General features: G+C 68.0%; 13 protein-coding genes. 2 read left to right on the forward strand and 11 right to left on the reverse strand.

Annotated elements, in window-relative coordinates:
- Nucleotides 1-63 precede the first annotated feature (63 nt).
- Nucleotides 64-2346, reverse strand: coding sequence for a PBP1A family penicillin-binding protein (locus B0E41_RS04570; RefSeq protein ID WP_077329312.1), 2283 nt, complete (start codon nucleotides 2344-2346; stop codon nucleotides 64-66).
- Nucleotides 2347-2478: 132 nt separating this feature from the next.
- Between B0E41_RS04570 and B0E41_RS04575 the strand changes: the two genes are divergently transcribed.
- Nucleotides 2479-5535, forward strand: a complete 3057-nt coding sequence (locus B0E41_RS04575) for a transglycosylase domain-containing protein (protein WP_077329314.1) — start codon at nucleotides 2479-2481, stop codon at nucleotides 5533-5535.
- An 18-nt stretch (nucleotides 5536-5553) separates the two neighbouring features.
- On the opposite strand, the gene B0E41_RS04580 is transcribed toward B0E41_RS04575, so the two are convergent.
- The 7 genes from B0E41_RS04580 to B0E41_RS04610 all read right to left on the reverse strand — a co-directional run bounded on the left by B0E41_RS04580 (nucleotide 5554) and on the right by B0E41_RS04610 (nucleotide 12864).
- Nucleotides 5554-6489: an AraC family transcriptional regulator gene (locus B0E41_RS04580; RefSeq protein ID WP_077329316.1), complete on the reverse strand. Its 936-nt coding sequence runs from the start codon at nucleotides 6487-6489 to the stop codon at nucleotides 5554-5556.
- A 54-nt stretch (nucleotides 6490-6543) separates the two neighbouring features.
- A complete protein-coding gene (gene dalD, locus B0E41_RS04585) occupies nucleotides 6544-7932 on the reverse strand; it encodes a D-arabinitol 4-dehydrogenase (RefSeq protein WP_077329318.1) in 1389 nt (462 codons plus the stop codon).
- Between the two features lie 21 nt (nucleotides 7933-7953).
- On the reverse strand, nucleotides 7954-8688 hold the full coding sequence (locus B0E41_RS04590; RefSeq protein ID WP_077329320.1) for an SDR family oxidoreductase: 735 nt from the start codon (nucleotides 8686-8688) through the stop codon (nucleotides 7954-7956).
- 4 nt (nucleotides 8689-8692) lie between these two features.
- Entirely contained in the window at nucleotides 8693-9733 is a 1041-nt protein-coding gene (locus B0E41_RS04595) for an ABC transporter ATP-binding protein (protein WP_077329323.1), read from the reverse strand.
- A 21-nt stretch (nucleotides 9734-9754) separates the two neighbouring features.
- Nucleotides 9755-10585 (reverse strand): carbohydrate ABC transporter permease, encoded by an 831-nt coding sequence (locus B0E41_RS04600; RefSeq protein WP_077329325.1) that lies wholly within the window; start codon nucleotides 10583-10585, stop codon nucleotides 9755-9757.
- A 9-nt stretch (nucleotides 10586-10594) separates the two neighbouring features.
- Complete coding sequence (locus tag B0E41_RS04605) at nucleotides 10595-11455, reverse strand: sugar ABC transporter permease (RefSeq protein ID WP_077329327.1); 861 nt, start codon at nucleotides 11453-11455, stop codon at nucleotides 10595-10597.
- Between the two features lie 152 nt (nucleotides 11456-11607).
- Nucleotides 11608-12864 (reverse strand): sugar ABC transporter substrate-binding protein, encoded by a 1257-nt coding sequence (locus B0E41_RS04610; RefSeq protein WP_216350728.1) that lies wholly within the window; start codon nucleotides 12862-12864, stop codon nucleotides 11608-11610.
- Between the two features lie 299 nt (nucleotides 12865-13163).
- Between B0E41_RS04610 and aroE the strand changes: the two genes are divergently transcribed.
- Nucleotides 13164-14018, forward strand: coding sequence for a shikimate dehydrogenase (gene aroE, locus B0E41_RS04615; protein ID WP_077329329.1), 855 nt, complete (start codon nucleotides 13164-13166; stop codon nucleotides 14016-14018).
- Nucleotides 14019-14039: 21 nt separating this feature from the next.
- Here the strand turns inward: aroE and B0E41_RS04620 are convergent, their stop codons facing one another.
- Genes B0E41_RS04620 through B0E41_RS04630 form a run of 3 tightly spaced genes read right to left on the reverse strand, consistent with a single transcriptional unit; the run spans nucleotide 14040 to nucleotide 16542 of the window.
- The gene (locus tag B0E41_RS04620; RefSeq protein ID WP_253194612.1) at nucleotides 14040-14546 is read right to left on the reverse strand and encodes a gluconokinase; all 507 of its coding nucleotides are present in this window, start codon (nucleotides 14544-14546) and stop codon (nucleotides 14040-14042) included.
- A gap of 5 nt (nucleotides 14547-14551) precedes the next feature.
- Nucleotides 14552-15508, reverse strand: a complete 957-nt coding sequence (locus B0E41_RS04625; RefSeq protein WP_077329331.1) for a sugar kinase — start codon at nucleotides 15506-15508, stop codon at nucleotides 14552-14554.
- A complete protein-coding gene (locus tag B0E41_RS04630) occupies nucleotides 15505-16542 on the reverse strand; it encodes an L-idonate 5-dehydrogenase (protein ID WP_171984663.1) in 1038 nt (345 codons plus the stop codon). The genes B0E41_RS04625 and B0E41_RS04630 overlap by 4 nt, the downstream gene beginning before the upstream one ends.
- Between the last annotated feature and the right edge of the window lie 4 nt (nucleotides 16543-16546).

The following is a 16546-nucleotide window of genomic DNA, read 5'->3' on the forward strand; positions in this document are numbered from 1 at the left end:
TGCCGGACGGCCAGTGCCGCCCCCTTCAGGGGGTAGCGCGAAGCGCTGCGGGGGTGTTCCGTTTCATGGCTTGAAAAAATCGCGGATGGCGTCGATCAGCGTGGGCGGGCCGGCGTATTCGGTGGCGCCGTTGTCGGTGATCGCGGTCACGGCGCCGCCGTTGGCCCACTCGCTGTAAAGCCAGTCGTCGTTCACACGCACCAGGCCTGGCGGCGGTTCGCCCTGCGGGGTGATCGGCACACCTTTGAGCGCGGTGGCCATGTAGTCGGACCAGATCGGCAGCGCCAGGCGGCCGCCCGATTCGTGGTCGCCCAAGCTGCGCGGCTTGTCGTGACCGAGCCAGACCACGGCCGCCACGCTGGGGTGGTAGCCGGTGAACCAGGCGTCGACCACGTCGTTGGTGGTGCCGGTCTTGCCGTAGATGTCGGCGCGCTTGAGCCGCGCCTGCGCGCGCGCGGCGGTGCCCACGCGCGTCACGTCGTTCAGCAGGCTGCCCATCACGTAAGCGTTGCGTGCGGGGATGGCGCGGTTGTCTTCGGTCAACTGGGGCGGCGGCGGTGCCTCGAACAGCACCTTGCCCTGGGCGTCCGTGATGCGTTCCACCAGCAGCGGCTCCACGCCCCAGCCGCCGTTGGCCAGCGTGGCATAGGCGCGGGCCATCTGCATGGGCGTGACCTGCCCCGTGCCCAGCGCCATGGTGAGGTTGTCGGGTTGTTTGGCAGCGTCGAGTCCGAAGCGTGCGGCCCACTCGCGGGTGCGCTGGGTGCCTGTGTGTTGCAAGACGCGCACGCTCACCAGGTTGCTCGACCGCGCCAGCGCCTCTCTCACGGTGATGGGGCCGCCGCTCTGGCCGTTCGCGTTGCCAGGGCTCCAGCCGTTGGGCGCTGTGAAGGGCGACTCATCCACCAGCGTGGCGGGCATCACGCGCTCTTCCAGCGCTGCTGAGTAGAGCAGTGGTTTGAAGGCCGAGCCGGGCTGGCGCCAGCTCTGGGTGACGTGGTTGAAGGGTTGGCGGGTGAAGTCAAAACCACCCACCAGCGCGCGCACGCGCCCGCTGCGCGCATCGAGTGCCACCAGCGCGGCCTCGGCTTCGGGCCACTGCGAGATGGCCCAGGTCTTGTCGTTCTTCACGAGTCGCAGCACGGCGCCACGCTGCACCTTGAGCGCTGCCTTGGCTTTGGGGCCCAGCCCCGCCTGCGCCCAGCGCAGACCTTCGCCCGTGATGCGCACGCGCTCGCCGGTGGCCAACTGGGCATCGACGGCCTTGGCGCTGGCCGAGAGCACCACGGCCGAACGCAAGGTGTCGTCGTCGCGGTGGTCTTTCAGTATTTCAGCGGCGGCACGTTCGGCCTCCGGCCCGTCGCCGTTGGGCAGGTCTTCCTGTGCCTCCGGCCCGCGCCATGGGTTGCGGCGGTCTTGTGCGAGCACGCCGCGTTGCACCGCCGCGTGGGCGGCGCGCTGTTCGGCCGCGCGCAGCGAGGTGTAGACCTTGATGCCGCTGGAGTAGGCCTCGGTGCCAAAGCGGTCCACCACGGCCTGGCGCGCCATCTCGGCCACGTGGGCCGCGTCCACGCTGGCCCGCCCCGGCGTGCGCAGGGTGATCTTTTCGGCCCGGGCGGCGGCCAGTTGGGCGTCGTTGATCACGCCGACCACGTGCATGCGCTGCAGCACCACGCGCTGGCGCTGGGTGGCCCGCTCGAAGTTGGCCACCGGGTTGGCGTAGTAGGGGTTTTTCGGCAGGCCGGCAAGCATGGCTGTCTCGGCAATCGAGAGCTTGTCCATCGGTTTACCGAAATAGGTCTGCGCTGCGGCGGCGAACCCGTAGGCACGCTGGCCCAGAAAGATTTCGTTGAGGTAGATCTCAAGGATGCGGTCTTTCGAGAGTGCATCTTCCACCTTGAAGGCCAGCAGGATTTCCTTGGCCTTGCGCTCCACCGACAGTTCGCGCGTGAGCAGCATGGTGCGCACCAACTGCTGCGTGATGGTGCTGGCGCCCTGCTTGCTTCCGCCGGTGATCAGTGCCAGCGCGGCGCGGGCCATGCCCTTGGGGTCCACGCCCGAGTGCTCGCGAAAACGGGTGTCCTCAATCGCCAGCACCGCGTCCTGCAGCAGTTTGGGAGTGCGTGTGAGCGGCACATACTCGCGCCGCTCGGCACCGAACTGCGCAATCTCCACGTGGTCGGCCGTGAACACCTGCAGCGGCAGCTTGGGCTGGTAGTGGACGATCCTGTCGATGGGCGGCAGTTCGAACGTGGACGCATGAACCGCTGGTGCGATCAGCAGCAGCGGGGCGGGGGCAACAAACACCAGGCTGACGAGCAGGCGGCGCGATAGACGCAAGGACATGGACGCGAATTATCCGGTTGACAGGTGCGCTGCATGTGAATGGGGCGTAACCGAATGTGCCAACAGGGTTTGGGGTCAGCCGGTTTCGCTTCTAATGGCACACATGCTGCAATGCAGCACAGGGATCCCTCCATGTCAGAAGAATCCTCCACGGAAAGCAATCAACCGGTCTCCAGTCCCCCCATCCCCGAGCCGGGGCGTGGATGGCCCCTGCGCCAGCGCTGGGTGGCGGGCGGTCTGGTGGTGCTGGCCCTGCTTTTCGTGGCAGTCGTCTGGCTGATGGTGCGCGAGGCACACACCTCCCGGCTGCAGGCTCGGGCCCTGACCGGTTACGCCGCAGAGCTGAAGTTTCTGACCCAGACGGGGCCCAGTGACCGTGTGCGCTTTCCGGCGCACGGCCCGTTCGACCAGCGCCTCGGCTACACCGGCATTCCGGGTTTCGTGGACCGTCTGGAACCTCGCGGTTTTGCCATCACCGAGCAGGTGCGCCAGAGCCCCGAGCTGCTGGCCCACCTGGAGCGCGGGCTGTACGCCCCCTACGCCGAAAAAAGCCAGGCCGGGTTGGACGTGCTCGACTGCCGCCGGGTGCCGGTCTACACCTTCCGCTACCCCCACCGGGCCTTCGAACGCTTCGAGCAGGTGCCGCCGCTGGTCACGCTGGCCTTGCTGTTCATCGAGAACCGCGAGCTGCTCGACGCCGACCGGCCGCAGATGAACCCCGCGGTCGACTGGGTGCGCTTCACCCGGGCCGTGCTGGGCCAGCTCGGCAGCCGCATCGACCCGGATCTCGACACGCCCGGCGGCAGCACCCTGGCCACACAGATCGAAAAATACCGTCACTCCCCCGACGGCATCACGCACAGCGCCCGCGAGAAGCTGCGCCAGATGGTCTCGGCCTCGGTGCGGGCCTACCGCCAGGGCGCCGACACGCTGCCGGTGCGCCGCCAGATCTTGCTGGACTACCTGAACACCGTGCCGCTCGCGGCCGCGCCACGCCATGGCGAGGTGCACGGGCTGGGGGACGGCCTGTGGGTGTGGTTCGGGACCGAGTTCGAACGCGCCCGCGCGCTGCTGACGCCCGGTGCAGACCTGACCGCCGACTCCACCGAACGGGCCCAGGTGCTGCGCCAGGTTGTCGCCCTGATGGTGGCCCACCGGCGCCCATCCTGGTACCTCGCGCAGGGCCGTGAAGACCTCAACCAGACGACCGACGCCTACCTGCGCCTGCTCGCCGCCGAGGGCTTCATTGATGCGGCTTTGCGCGACGCGGCGCTGCGACAGCGGCTGGTGTTTCGCGACATGGTCCACCAGCCGCCAAAGCAGCCTGCCAACCTGGGCAAAGGCACCGCGGCCGCGCGTGGCCGCCTGGCCGGGTGGCTCGGCACCTCGCTTTACAGCCTCGACCGGCTCGATGCCCGTGTCGACACCACCCTGCATGGCGGCCTTCAGGACGCCGTCAGCCGCTACCTCGGGCGCCTCGGCGACCCCGCGTTCGCGCGCACGCAGGGCCTCATGGGCGAGCGCCTGCTGCAACCCGCCTCGCTGGGCGCGGTGCGCTACAGCTTCACCCTGCTGGAACGCACGCCCGATGGCAACCTGGTGCGCGTGCAGACCGACACCACCGCCCAGCCGCTGGACATCAACGAAGGCAGCAAGCTCGAGCTCGGCTCCACCGCCAAGCTGCGCGTGCTGGCCACCTACCTGGAACTGGTCGCCGAGCTGCACGCGCGTCTGGCGCCGCAGGACCCCAAGACCCTGCGGACCATCACCTTCGACCGGCAGGACACGCTCACCCACTGGGCCGTGCAGCACCTGAGCAGCAGCCCGGACCGCAGCCTGGAGGCCATGCTCGACGCGGCCCTGGAACGCCGCTTCTCCGCCGCCCCGGGCGAGCGCTTCTTCACCGGCGGAGGGCTGCACACCTTCAGCAACTTCAACGCCGACGACAACCAGCGGACGCCGACCGTGCGCGAGGCCATGCAGGCTTCGATCAACCTGCCGTTCGTGCGCGTGATGCGCGAAGTCGTTCGCCACACCATGTACCAGGTGCCCGGCAGCTCCGCGCGCCTGCTCGAAGACGACAAGGACCCCCGCCGTGGCGCCTACCTGGCCCGCTTTGCCGACCGCGAGGGCCAAACCTTCCTGCGCCGGTTCTGGCGCAAGACCGACCTGCGCCAGCCCGCGGAACTGCGTGAGCTGCTGCTCGACGGGCTGCGTCCCACACCCGAACGGCTGGCCGCGGTGTTCCGCTACCTCGAACCTGATGCCGGCGCCGACGCGCTGGGGGCTTTCCTGCGCGAGCGCCTGGGCGAGAAGGCGCCCGACGCGCCGCGTGTGGAGCGGTTGCACAGCCGCTTCGCACCCGGCGCGCTCGACCTGCCCGACCGGGGGTATGTGGCCGGGGTGCACCCGCTCGAACTCTGGCTGGTCGCCTACCGCCTGCAGCACCCGAAAGCGACCCTGGCCGAGGCCATTGGCGCCAGCCAGAGCGAGCGGCAGGCCGTCTACGGCTGGCTGTTCCGCACCCGCGTCAAGAGCGCGCAGGACGACCGCATCCACACCCTGCTGGAGGTCGAGGCTTTTCTCGACATCCACAGCCGCTGGGTCCGGCTGGGCTACCCCTTCGGCCACCTCGTGCCCTCGCTGGCGACGGCGCTGGGGAGCTCGGGCGACCGCCCTGCGGCGCTGGCCGAACTCATGGGCATCATCATCAACGACGGCGTGCGCCTGCCCAGCCGGCTCATCAACGGCGTGCACCTCGCCGACGGCACGCCCTGGTCCACAGCGCTGGGCCCCACAGCGGTTCAGGGGGAGCGTGTCATGGGTCCGGAGGTCGCGCGGGCGCTGCGCAAGGCCTTGTCCGAGGTGGTGGAGCGCGGCACCGCGCGCCGCCTGTCCGGCAGTTTCAAGACCCAGGGCGGTGAAGACCTGTCACCGGGCGGCAAGACAGGCACCGGCGACAACCGCGTGGTGGTGCGCGGGCGCGCCACGCTGGCGCTCAACCGCACCGCCACCTTTGTGTTCCACCTGGGACCGCGCTATTTCGGCAGCGTCACCGCCTATGTGGTGGGGCCGGACGCCTCGAAGTTCCGCTTCACCTCCGGCCTGCCGGTGCAGATCCTGACCTCGTTGGGGCCGACCCTGATGCCGTATCTGGACCGTGCCCAAGGCCAGACCTGTTCGCCGTAGTCGAGCGGGGCAGACCGCTCAGGCTGATCCCTTGAAGCGGGTGAGGCTCTGCCTGCGGAATTCGGTGGGCGTCATACCCTTGATTTCAAGGAAGCGGCGGTTGAAGTTGGCGACGTTGTTGAAGCCCACCTCGTAGCAGATGTGCGTCACCTGCTGGTCGCTGTCCATCAGCAGCTGGCTGGCGCGGCTGATGCGCACGCGGTTGACGAAATCGGTGAAGGTGTTGCCGGTGGCCTTGCGGAAGAAGCGGCTGAATTTGCTCTCGCTCATGCCCAGCTCGGCGGCGAGCGCCGCGGCCGAGTGTTCGTCGGCCAGGTGCTCGGTGATGCGGCTGACCAGGGCGTCGATCTGGTCGAGCGAGGCGTCGTCGTCGGTGCTCTGCAGCTGCACGGCCGAGAGCAGCCGGTAGTCGGTGCAGGCGGCGAGGTCGCTCATGAAGTCGCAGAAGGCGGTGAAGCGCTTGAGGCCTCGGGCGCCCTTGACCTTGTGCCAGTGGGCGTCGGCGGCATCGGACAGGCCGAAGAACTCGATGCCGTGTTTGGCGCGCTCCAGCAGCGGCAACACCTCGGCCAGTTCGGGAATCGTGTCGCTGGCGCGCACCAGCGGCTCGTGCGAAAACTGGATCACCAGATCGCGCTGCGCCACGCCGCCTTCGGGCAGGTCCATGGTGACCCAGTTGTGGGGCAGGCGCGGGCCGGTGAGCACCAGGTGCCCGGGCTGGAAGGGGCCGATCCAGTCGCCCACGAACACCTTGCCGCTGGTGGCGGTGATCAGGTGCAGCTCGTACTCGTCGTGGCAATGCCAGCGCGCCAGCGGGGTGGGGTAGCCGTGTTCCAGACAGCGCACGAAGCCCACGTCGGCCGGCGACTCGTAGCCCAGATCGGGCGAGCGGCTGAAGTCGCGCTCCAGCTCGGGTTTGAGCTGGCGTGGGGCGGTGTTGAGCTTGGCGTGCATGGTGGGTGGAGCGACGGGCGGGTTGCGCAACCTTGGCACCGACGGTGCCCAGCGTCAAGCGCCATGGGCCTTCACAAAGGCCTGCACACGGCCATGGGCGTTGCGCAGGGCGTTCACCAGCCGCGGGTCGCTGGCGAGTTCGCCCCAGAGCGTGGTGTCGGCCGCGAAGGCGGCCACCGGATCGGCGGCCTCGCAGATGGCGTGGGCCGCGGCAGGGTCCATGGCCTGGTCCTGGTAGGTGTAGGGCAGCTGGCCGGCGTGCCAGCGCTGCAGGTAAGCGAGGAACAGCGCGGGCAGCATGGCGACGCTGTCAATCGTCCCGCCGCGCGCCAGCTTGTCGCGGATGGTGGGCGCGATCATGCCGGGGATCTTGGCGAAACCGTCCATGGCCACGCGCTGGTTGGTGTCGGCAATGGCGGGGTTGCCGAAGCGGTCGAGCACCACGTCGCGGTAGCTTTCAAGATCGATCGGGCAGGGCAGCAAGACGGGGATCGCGTCGTCGGTCACGTAGTCGTGGGCCATCTTCCGGATGGCGGCGTCGTGCGTGCCTTCGTGGATGTACTGGAAGCCCGCCAGCGTGCCGGCCCAGGCGATGCAGCTGTGGGTGGCGTTGAGCAGGCGGATCTTGGCCTCCTCATGGGCCTGCACCGACTGCACCATCTCCACGCCGACTTTTTCCCACTCGGGGCGGCCGTTGATGAAGTGGTCTTCGATCACCCACTGGATGAAGCTCTCGCCCATGAGGGCGGCGGGGTCGTCCTGGCCGGTGGCGGCTTTGACGCGTTCGGCGACATCGGGCGTGGGGCGGGGCGTGATGCGGTCCACCATGGCGTTGGGGCTGCTCGTGTAGACGTTCATCCAGGTGAGCAGGGCGGTGTCGCCGAGCGCCTCGATGAACTGCAGCAGTCCGCCGCGTGAGCGGTCGCCGTTGTGGCGCAGGTTGTCGCAGTTCATCAGCGTCACCGGGCCGGCGTTGGCGCCCATGCGCGCGCGCAGCAGAGTGACGAGGCCGCCGTAGATCGTGTGGCCGGCCCGGCCGCTTTGCACCGCGGCCAGATCGGCGCGCAGGTCGGGGAAGCTGGCCCAGTCCAGGCGGTTCTGGGCATCGAGGTAGTAACCGGCTTCGGTGACGGTGAAGCTGATGATGCGGGTGGCCGGGTCGGCGGCCACGGCCACCAGCGGGGCCAGGTCGTCCTGGTAAGAAAGGACGCGCTGGATGGACGTGATGCGCGTGTAGCGGCGCTCGCCTTGTGGCGTCACGGTTTCCAGCGTGTAGGCACCGCCTTGCGCTTGCAGCGCGGCGATGGTGTCCTGCATGTCGGGGCGCAGGTTGCCGCCGGCAATGGCCCAGCGGGTGTCGCCGAGTTCGCGCAACTGGTGCACATAGACGGCCTGGTGCGCGCGGTGGAACGAGCCCAGGCCCAGGTGCAGGATGGTGTTCATGGTGTGTGATGAAAGACGGGATCAGAGATCGAAATTCGTGGGCATCATCACCACGTCGCGGATCGTCATGCCACGGGGGCGGGTCAGCATGAACAGCACGACCTCGGCCACTTCCGAGGCCTCGATCAGGCTGCCGCTGGCCTTGGCTTCGGCCAGCTTCTCGGCGGGCCAGTCGGCCAGCAGCGAGGTGATCACCGGCCCGGGCGAGATGGCGCCCACACGGATGCCGTGCTTGAACACCTGGCGGCGCACGGTCTGCACGAAGCAGTTGATGGCCCACTTGCTGGAGGCGTAGACCGGTTCCCACGGCGTGGGGAAATGGGCGGCCAGCGAGCTGGTGACGATGATGTCGCCCGAGCCGCGCGCGATCATGTGCGGCAGCACGCCGCGCACGTTCTTCATGACCACGTTGATGTTCAGGTGGAGCATGCGGTCGATGGCGTCGTCGCTGGCGTCCACCAGGTCGCCGCCCACGTAGAGCCCGGCGTTGGCGTGGAACACGTCGAGCCGCCCGCCGAGGTCGAGGACACGCTCGGGCATGGCCGCGCATTGTGCGGGGTCCAGCAGGTCCAGCACCAACGGCAGGGCGGCATCGCCCAGCGCTTCACAGGCTTTCGCCAACGCAGGGGCGTCGCGGTCGATCAGAACGACCCGCGCGCCGGCCGCGGCCAGGGCCTGGGCGCTGGCGAAGCCGATGCCCGATGCCGCGCCCGTGACGGCGGCCACCTGGCCGCTCAAAGGGTGTGTGGAAGCCATGGGCTCAGGCGGCGTGGCTGACCACGCGACCGCTGTTGTCGAACCAGTGGGCCTGGCGCGTGTCGATGTCGAGCGTGACCTGGTCGCCCGCGCTCAGGGCGGTGCGTTCACTCTGGCGCGCCACGAGTTGCGCGCCATCGCCGGTGCTCAGGTAAATCAGGGTTTCGGCGCCCAGCGCCTCCACCAGTTCCACCTGCCCGCGCACGGCGCCCTGCTCGGCGGCGCGCACCGCCACGTTTTCCGGGCGCAGGCCGATGGAGCCGCCCACCGCGCCGGCGGGTGCCTGCTGCTGGATCAGCGCGGGCATCTGCTGCAACGGTGACACGTTCATCTGCGGCGTGCCGATGAACTGCGCCACGAATTGGTTGGCTGGTTGGTCGTACAACTCCAGCGGTGTGCCCACCTGTTCGATCAGGCCGTCGCGCAGCACCACCACGCGGTCGGCCAGGGTCATGGCCTCCACCTGGTCGTGCGTCACGTAGATGGTGGTGGCGCCGAGGTCTCGGTGCAACTTGGCGATCTCCACGCGGGTCTGGCCGCGCAGCGCCGCGTCGAGATTGGAGAGCGGTTCGTCGAACAGGAACACCTTGGGCGCGCGCACGATGGCGCGGCCGATGGCGACGCGCTGGCGCTGGCCGCCCGACAGCTCCTTGGGCGTGCGCTGCAGGTAAGGCGTGAGGTTCAGGATGCGCGCGGCGTTCTGCACCTTGTCTTCGATGATCTTCGGGTCCACCTTGGCGAGCTTGAGCGCGAAGCACATGTTTTCGAACACGCTCATGTGCGGGTACAGCGCGTAGCTCTGGAACACCATGGCGAGGTCGCGCTTGCTCGACGGCAGGTGCGTGATGTCGCGGCCCTCCAGGCTGAGCGTGCCCCCGTCGATGTGCTCCAGCCCGGCAATCAGCCGCAGCAACGTGGACTTGCCACAGCCCGAAGGCCCGACGAAGACGACGAACTCGCCCGGCTGGATGTCCAGATCGATGCCCTTGATGGCACGGTGTTCACCGAAGAATTTTTCGATGCCTTTGAGTTGCAGGTAAGCCATGGTGTGTTTCTCGAAGGAGGGTTACTTGACTGCGCCGAAGGTCAAGCCTTGGACCAACTGCTTTTGACTGAACCAGCCGAAGATCACGATGGGCGCGATGGCCATCAGCGAGGCGGCAGAGAGCTTGGCCCAGAACAGGCCTTCGGGGCTGGAGTAGCTGGCGATCAGCGTGGCGAGCGTGCCGGCCTGGGCCGAGCTGAGGTTCAGGCTCCAGAAGGCTTCGTTCCACGAGAGCACCAGGCACAGCAGACCGGTGGAGGCGAAGCCGCCGAGCGACAGCGGCAGCAGCACCTTGGTGGCCTCCTGCCACAGCGTGGCGCCGTCCATGCGCGCGGCTTCCAGAATTTCGTTGGGAATTTCCTTGAAGGCCGAATACAGCATCCACACCATGATGGGCAGGTTGGACAGCGTGAACACGATGATCAGCGCGAGCTGCGTGTCGAGCAGGTGGCTCTTCTGCGCCAGCACGTAGATGGGCACCAGCGCACCCACGGCCGGCATCATCTTGGTCGACAGCATCCACATCAGGATGTCCTTGTCGTGTCGGCCCTTGAAGAAGGCCATGGCGTAGGCCGCGGGCGCGGCGATGGCCAGGCCGAGCAGGGTGGACACCACGCTGGTGACCACTGAGTTCCAGGCGTAGTGCAGGTAGTCGCTGCGTTCCTGCACCTCGTGGAAGTTCTCCAGCGTGGGCGTGAAGAACAGCTCCGGCGGGATGGCGATGGCCTGCAGTTCGGTCTTGAACGCGGTCAGCAGCAGCCAGCCGAGCGGGAAGAACAGCAGCAGGGCCACGGCCCAGGCGGCGACGGTGCGCACCGCGTACGCGGGGGTGAAAGTGGATTGGCGTGCCATGGGTTGATCTCACTTGTCCAGGTTTTTTCCGACCATGCGGATCAGGAAAATCGCGGCGATGTTGGCCAGCAGCACGGCGAACAGCGCACCGGCCGAGGCCACGCCCGCGTCAAAGTTCAGCAGCGCCTGCTTGAAGATCAGGAAGGCCACGTTGGTGCTGGCGTCACCCGGGCCGCCACCGGTGGTGGTGTAGATCTCGGCGAACACGCTGAGCAAAAAGATCATTTCGATCATCACCACCACCGCCACCGAGCGGCCGAGGTGCGGGATGTAGAGGTAGCGCAGTTGCTGGCCGTAGGTGGCGCCGTCCATGCGCGCGGCTTCGAGCTGCTCGCGGTTCATGCTCTGCAGCGCGGTCATGAAGATCAGCGTGGCAAAGGGCAGCCACTGCCAGGAGACCATCACGATGATGGAGAACAGCGGGTGGTCGGTCAGCCAGTCCACCGGGGTGGCGCCAAAGAAGGCCCAGACCTGGGCCAGCACGCCGTAGATGGGGTTCATCATCATGTTCTTCCACATCAGCGCGTTGACCGTGGGCATGACGAAGAAGGGGGAGATGAGCAGCACGCGCACCAGGCCGCGGCCGGCAAAGGGCTCGTTGATCAGCAACGCAATGGCGATGCCAAGGATCACGGTGATCAGGATCACGCTGCCGAGCAGCAGCAAGGTGTTGAGCACCGCTGTGCCGAAGGACGGGTCGGTGACGAAGTACTCGAAGTTCTCCAGACCGATGAAGCCGGTCTGGTCGGGCTGCATCAGGTTGTAGCGGATGACGCTGAAGTAGATCGTCATCACCAGCGGCACGATCATCCAGAGGAAGAGCGTGGCGACGGCGGGCGTGAGCAGCAGTCGGGGGATGAGGCGGTTCATGGGAGACCCTGGAGGCGACGGAAGCAAGGGAATCAAACTCCCTCTCCCGCGTGCGGGAGAGGGCCGGGGTGAGGGCTGGTGGCGCGAAGACCCTCACCCCAACCCTCTCCCGCATGCGGGAGAGGGAGTGAACAGCCTTCGCGCGGCCAGGCTTACTTGTAGTAGCCCGCCTTCTTCATCTCCCGCTCAGCCGCCACCTGGCCGGCCTTGAGCGCCGCGTCCACCGTGGTCTTGCCGGCGAGGGCGGCGCTCATCTGCTGGCCCACGGCGATGCCGATCGCCTGGAACTCCGGGATGGCGGCGAACTGCACACCCACGTACGGGCTCTTGGGCAGGGTCGAATCGTTCGGGTTCGCGGTGTCAATGGCGAGCTTTTCCGCCGGTGCGAAGCGCGCGGCCTTCAGGAAGTCCGCGTTCGCGTAGGTGCTCTTGCGCGTGCCGGTGGGCACGGTGCCCCAGCCGTTGGTCTTGCCCACCAGGTTGATGTAGTCCTTGGAGGTGGCCCAGCTGACGAACTTCTGCGCCGCGTCCACCTTCTGCGAGCCGGCCGGAATGGCCAGCGACCAGGCCCAGAGCCAGTTCGCGCCCTTGGGCGTCACTTGCGTGGGCGCCTGGGCAAAGGCCATCTGGTCGGCCACCTTGGACTGCTTGGGATCGCTCACGAACGAGGCGGCGATGGTGGCGTCGATCCACATGCCGCACTTGCCCGAGTTGGTCAGCGCCAGGATCTCGTTGAAGCTGTTGGCGCTGGAGCCGGGCGGGCCGTAGTTCTTCAGCAGGTCCACGTAGAAGGTGATCGCGTCTTTCCAGGGCTTGCTCTCCAGCTGCGGCTTCCAGCTCATGTCGAACCACTGGCCGCCGAAGGTGTTCACCAGGGTGGTCAGGAAAGCCATGTTGTCGCCCCAACCCGGCTTGCCGCGCAGGCAGATGCCGTACACGCCAGCTTTGGGGTCGTGGATCTTCTTGGCCAGATCGGCGATCTGGGTCCAGGTCGGGCGCTCGGGCACCGTGACGCCGGCCTTGTCGGCCAGGTCCTTGCGGTACATCAGCATCGAGCTTTCGCCGTAGAACGGGGCGGCGTAGAGCTTGCCGTTCACCGACAGACCGTTGCGCATGGCGGGCAGCAGGTCGTCCACGTCGTAGGCGGCGTCGGTCTTGAGCTCGGTGAGCCAGCCTTTCTTGCCCCAGATCGGGGTCTCGTACATGCCGATGGTCATCACGTCGAACTGGCCGCCCTTGGTGGCGATGTCGGTGGTGACGCGCTGGCGCAGCACGCCTTCTTCGAGCGTCACCCACTTGAGCTTGATGTCGGGGTTGGCGGCTTCGAAGTGTTTGCCGAGTTTCTGCATCTCGATCATGTGGCCGTTGTTCACGGTGGCGATCACGAGTTCGGTGGCGGCGTGCGCCATGCCGGCGCTCATGAGCGCGGCGGTGAGAACGGAAGCGAGGCGGAATTTCACGGTTTGTCTCCTGGTGAGGATGGTGGTTTCTCGATCGACGATCATCTTGGACCGTGAGGGAATTCTCACCATCGACCGCTGCAGAATTTGTACGGTATGTGGGTCAACTTGTACTCTCTTGCGTTTGAAGGCTGGGATTTACCCTAAGTGGTGGTGCAAAGTTTGTGTTTCGGGCCGCTAAATCCCGGGGGCTGGTGCGGCGGGGCTGCCTTGCGGCACACTGACCGGCCATCCCCTGGAGGTCCCCCATGACGCCGAACTTCCTGCACACGCTCACCGGCTGCTTCGCCCAGCCCGCGGCCGAGAATCCGACCGTGGCCATGATCGAAGCCGCCTACCGGCACCACGGGCTCGAATGGCGCTACGTCAACTGCGAGGTGGCACCCGAGCACCTGGCCGCGGCCGTGCGCGGCGCGCGCGCCATGGGCTGGGCCGGGTTCAACTGCTCGTTGCCCCACAAGATCACGGTGATCGAGCACCTCGGCGGGCTGGCGCCCTCGGCCGAGATCATCGGTGCGGTCAACACGGTGGTGAAACGAGATGGCCTATGGATCGGCGAGAACACCGACGGCCAGGGCTTCATCGAAGCGCTGCGCCCGGTGTGCGAGATCGAGGGGCAGCGCGTGCTGCTGTTCGGTGCCGGCGGCGCCGCGCGCGCCGTGGCGGTGGAGCTGGCCCTGGCCGGCGCGGCGCACATCACCGTGGTCAACCGCGGCCGCTTGCGCGGGCAGGAACTGGCCGACCTCATCACCGCCAAAACCGCGGCCAGTGCCGAGTACCTGCACTGGCAACCGGCCATGCCCATCCCGCCAGGCACCGGCATCGTGGTCAACGCCACGTCCATCGGGCTGTACCCGGGGGTGGACGACCAGCTCGACGTGGACTGGGCCACGCTGCGCCCCGGCATGGTGGTGGCCGACGCGATTCCCAACCCGCCGCGCACGCACCTGATCCGCACCGCCGAAGCGGCGGGCTGCACCGTGCTCGACGGGCTGGGCATGCTGGTGAACCAGGGCGCGATTGCGATCCGGCTCTGGACCGGCGTGGACGTGGACCGCAGCGTGATGCGGCGCGAGCTGGAGCGGGTGCTGGGACTGGAGTGAGCCGCAGCCAGGCGGGTCGCGCTATGAGGCGGTGCGCTCCGCTCGCAACCAGGCACCGACCTGGGCCTGAAGCACCTGGGGGGCATGGGTCGCGTCCACCCGCAGCACGCCAGGCTCCCCCACCGGCGACTCCAGTGCGGCGAACTGGCTGTCCACCAGACTGGCCGAGAAAAAGTGGGCCGAGCGCGACGACACTCGGGCCTGCGCCTCCTCCCGCGTGAGGTCCAGAAACACGAAACGCAAGCCCGGGGCCGCGGCACGCAGGTGATCGCGGTACTTGCGTTTGAGCGCCGAGCAAGTGAGCACCGCTCCGTGGGGTGCAGCGCGCAGGTGCTCGCCCAGCGAGGCGAGCCAGCCGTCTCGGTCTTCGTCGGTGAGGGCGATGCCCTGGCTCATCTTGGTGCGGCTCTGTTCGCTGTGGTGGTCATCGCCTTCGATCAGCGGCAGGCCTTCCGCCTCGGCCACGGCGGCGCCCAGGCTGGACTTGCCGCAGCCCGAGACGCCCATGATGACGATCGATGAGCCCATGTGTTTCAAGCCTTCGGCAGAGTGTCGAGTTCGGCGCGCGTGGGCAGGCCGTCGGCGTCGCCCGGGAACTGCACCACGCGGGCGCCGATGGCGTTGCCGCGCGCGGTGGCGGCGGCGGGTGTCAGGCCTTCGAGCAGGCCCGAAATCACCCCCACCGCAAAGCCGTCGCCGGCGCCCACCGTGTCCACCACCCGGGCCACCGGCACGCCGGCCACGTGGCCGCGCTCGGCCGGCGTCGCATAGAAAGCGCCTTCGGCGCCCAGCTTGACCACCACGCCTTTCGCGCCGCGCTCCAGGTAGAAGTCGGCGATGCCCTGCACGCTGTCGCGCCCGGTCAGCAGCCGGCCTTCTTCGAGCCCGGGCAGCACCCAGCTGCTGAAGGTTGAAAGCTCGTTGAGACAGGCCACCATTTCGTTCTTCGAGCGCCACAGGGCCGGGCGCAGGTTGGGGTCGAACGAGATTGACAGGCCTGCCGCGCGCGCACGCGCCGCCAGCTCGAAAACCACCTCGCGGGTCGAGGGCGTGACGCCGACAAAGATGCCGGTCAGGTGCAAGTGCCGGGCGCTGGTGCAGCAGGCGCTGGAGAGTTCGCTGACCTGCATGTGGCTGGCCGCCGAGCCTTTGCGGAAGTACTGGATCTGCGGGTCGCTGCCGTCGTCGCTGCGCGACTTCAGCATGAAGCCGGTGGGGTGCTCGGCGTCCATCACCACTTGCTGGCGGTCAATGCCTTCGCGCGTCAGCACGACGGCGATGTGGCGGCCAAACAGGTCTTGCCCCAGGCGGGTGAGGTAGCCCACGCGCAGCCCCAGGCGCGCCAGGCCGATGGCGACGTTGAGCTCGGCGCCCGCCGTGGTGCGGGCGAACGAGCTGGCGTCGTCCAGCGGGCCGGCCTGCTGGGCCGCGAACAGCACCATGGCTTCGCCGATGGTGATGACGTCGAGGGCCTGGCTCGGTGTGTTCATTCGAAACTCAGCACGACCTTCATCGACTGCGTGCGGTCGGCGGCGAGAGCGAACGCACGGCCCGCGTCGCGGAAGGGCAGAGTGGCCGACACCAGCGGCTTCAGGTCCACCAGCCGCTGGTTGATCAGCGACACCGCCACGCCGAACTCTTCGTGGAAGCGGAAGGCGCCGCGCACGTCGAACTCCTTGGCCACGATGGTGTTGAACGGCAGGGTCAGCTCGCTGCCCGAGAGACCGAGCTGCACGATCAGGCCGCGCGGGCGCACCACATCGAAGGCGGCGCGCAGCGCGCTGGCGTTGCCGCTGGCCTCGAACAGCACGTCGAACTGGCCTTTTTCAGCGGCGTAGTCGGCCAGCTCACCGGGCGCGTCGGCCACGTTGATGACCCGGTCGGCGCCCACGGCAAGCGCCTTGCGCAGCGGTTGTGGCACCACGTCGGTGACCACGATGTGGGTCGCGCCGGCGCGGCGTGCGGCAATGATCAACATGCCGCCGATGGGGCCGCAGCCCGTGATCAGCACCTTGCGGCCCAGCAGCGGGCCGGCGCGGTTCACCGCATGCAGCGCCACCGCCAGCGGCTCGGCCATCGAGCCTTCGGCGTCGGAGATGCCGTCGGCCAGCGGATAGGCCTGAGCTGCGTTGACCACCAGCTCCTGGCGGAACGCGCCCTGCACGTGCGGCATGCGCATGGCGCTGCCGAAGTAGCGCATGTCCAAGCAGTGGTTCTGCAGGCCCAACTGGCAGAAGCGGCACTGCCCACAGGCGTGGCTGGGGTTGACCGCGACGCGCGCGCCCACGGCGAGGTGCTTCACGTCGGGCGCCACCTCGTCCAGCACACCGGCCACCTCGTGGCCCAGCACCATGGGCTGCTGGATGCGGATGGCGCCGAAACCACCGTGCTGGTAGTAGTGCAGGTCGGAGCCGCAGATGCCGCCGGCGCGCACCCGCACGCGCACCTGGCCGGGGCCCACGGCGGGGGTGGGAACGTCTTCGACCCGCAGGTCGAGGGGGGAGTGAATGACAAGTGCTTCCATGATG

Origin of the sequence: Hydrogenophaga sp. A37, from assembly GCF_002001205.1 — a bacterium.
GTDB lineage: Bacteria > Pseudomonadota > Gammaproteobacteria > Burkholderiales > Burkholderiaceae_C > Hydrogenophaga.

Bases quoted from the DNA above. Each gene is read 5' to 3' on its own strand.
- B0E41_RS04580 (WP_077329316.1), bottom strand. From the start codon at position 6,489: ATGCACGCCAAGCTCAACACCGCCCCACGCCAGCTCAAACCCGAGCTG.
- B0E41_RS04620 (WP_253194612.1), bottom strand. From the start codon at position 14,546: ATGGGCTCATCGATCGTCATCATGGGCGTCTCGGGCTGCGGCAAGTCC.
- B0E41_RS04575 (WP_077329314.1), top strand. From the start codon at position 2,479: ATGTCAGAAGAATCCTCCACGGAAAGCAATCAACCGGTCTCCAGTCCC.
- B0E41_RS04630 (WP_171984663.1), bottom strand. From the start codon at position 16,542: ATGGAAGCACTTGTCATTCACTCCCCCCTCGACCTGCGGGTCGAAGAC.
- B0E41_RS04570 (WP_077329312.1), bottom strand. From the start codon at position 2,346: ATGTCCTTGCGTCTATCGCGCCGCCTGCTCGTCAGCCTGGTGTTTGTT.
- aroE (WP_077329329.1), top strand. From the start codon at position 13,164: ATGACGCCGAACTTCCTGCACACGCTCACCGGCTGCTTCGCCCAGCCC.
- B0E41_RS04595 (WP_077329323.1), bottom strand. From the start codon at position 9,733: ATGGCTTACCTGCAACTCAAAGGCATCGAAAAATTCTTCGGTGAACAC.
- dalD (WP_077329318.1), bottom strand. From the start codon at position 7,932: ATGAACACCATCCTGCACCTGGGCCTGGGCTCGTTCCACCGCGCGCAC.
- B0E41_RS04605 (WP_077329327.1), bottom strand. From the start codon at position 11,455: ATGAACCGCCTCATCCCCCGACTGCTGCTCACGCCCGCCGTCGCCACG.
- B0E41_RS04590 (WP_077329320.1), bottom strand. From the start codon at position 8,688: ATGGCTTCCACACACCCTTTGAGCGGCCAGGTGGCCGCCGTCACGGGC.
- B0E41_RS04600 (WP_077329325.1), bottom strand. From the start codon at position 10,585: ATGGCACGCCAATCCACTTTCACCCCCGCGTACGCGGTGCGCACCGTC.
- B0E41_RS04625 (WP_077329331.1), bottom strand. From the start codon at position 15,508: ATGAACACACCGAGCCAGGCCCTCGACGTCATCACCATCGGCGAAGCC.
- B0E41_RS04610 (WP_216350728.1), bottom strand. From the start codon at position 12,864: ATGGCGCACGCCGCCACCGAACTCGTGATCGCCACCGTGAACAACGGC.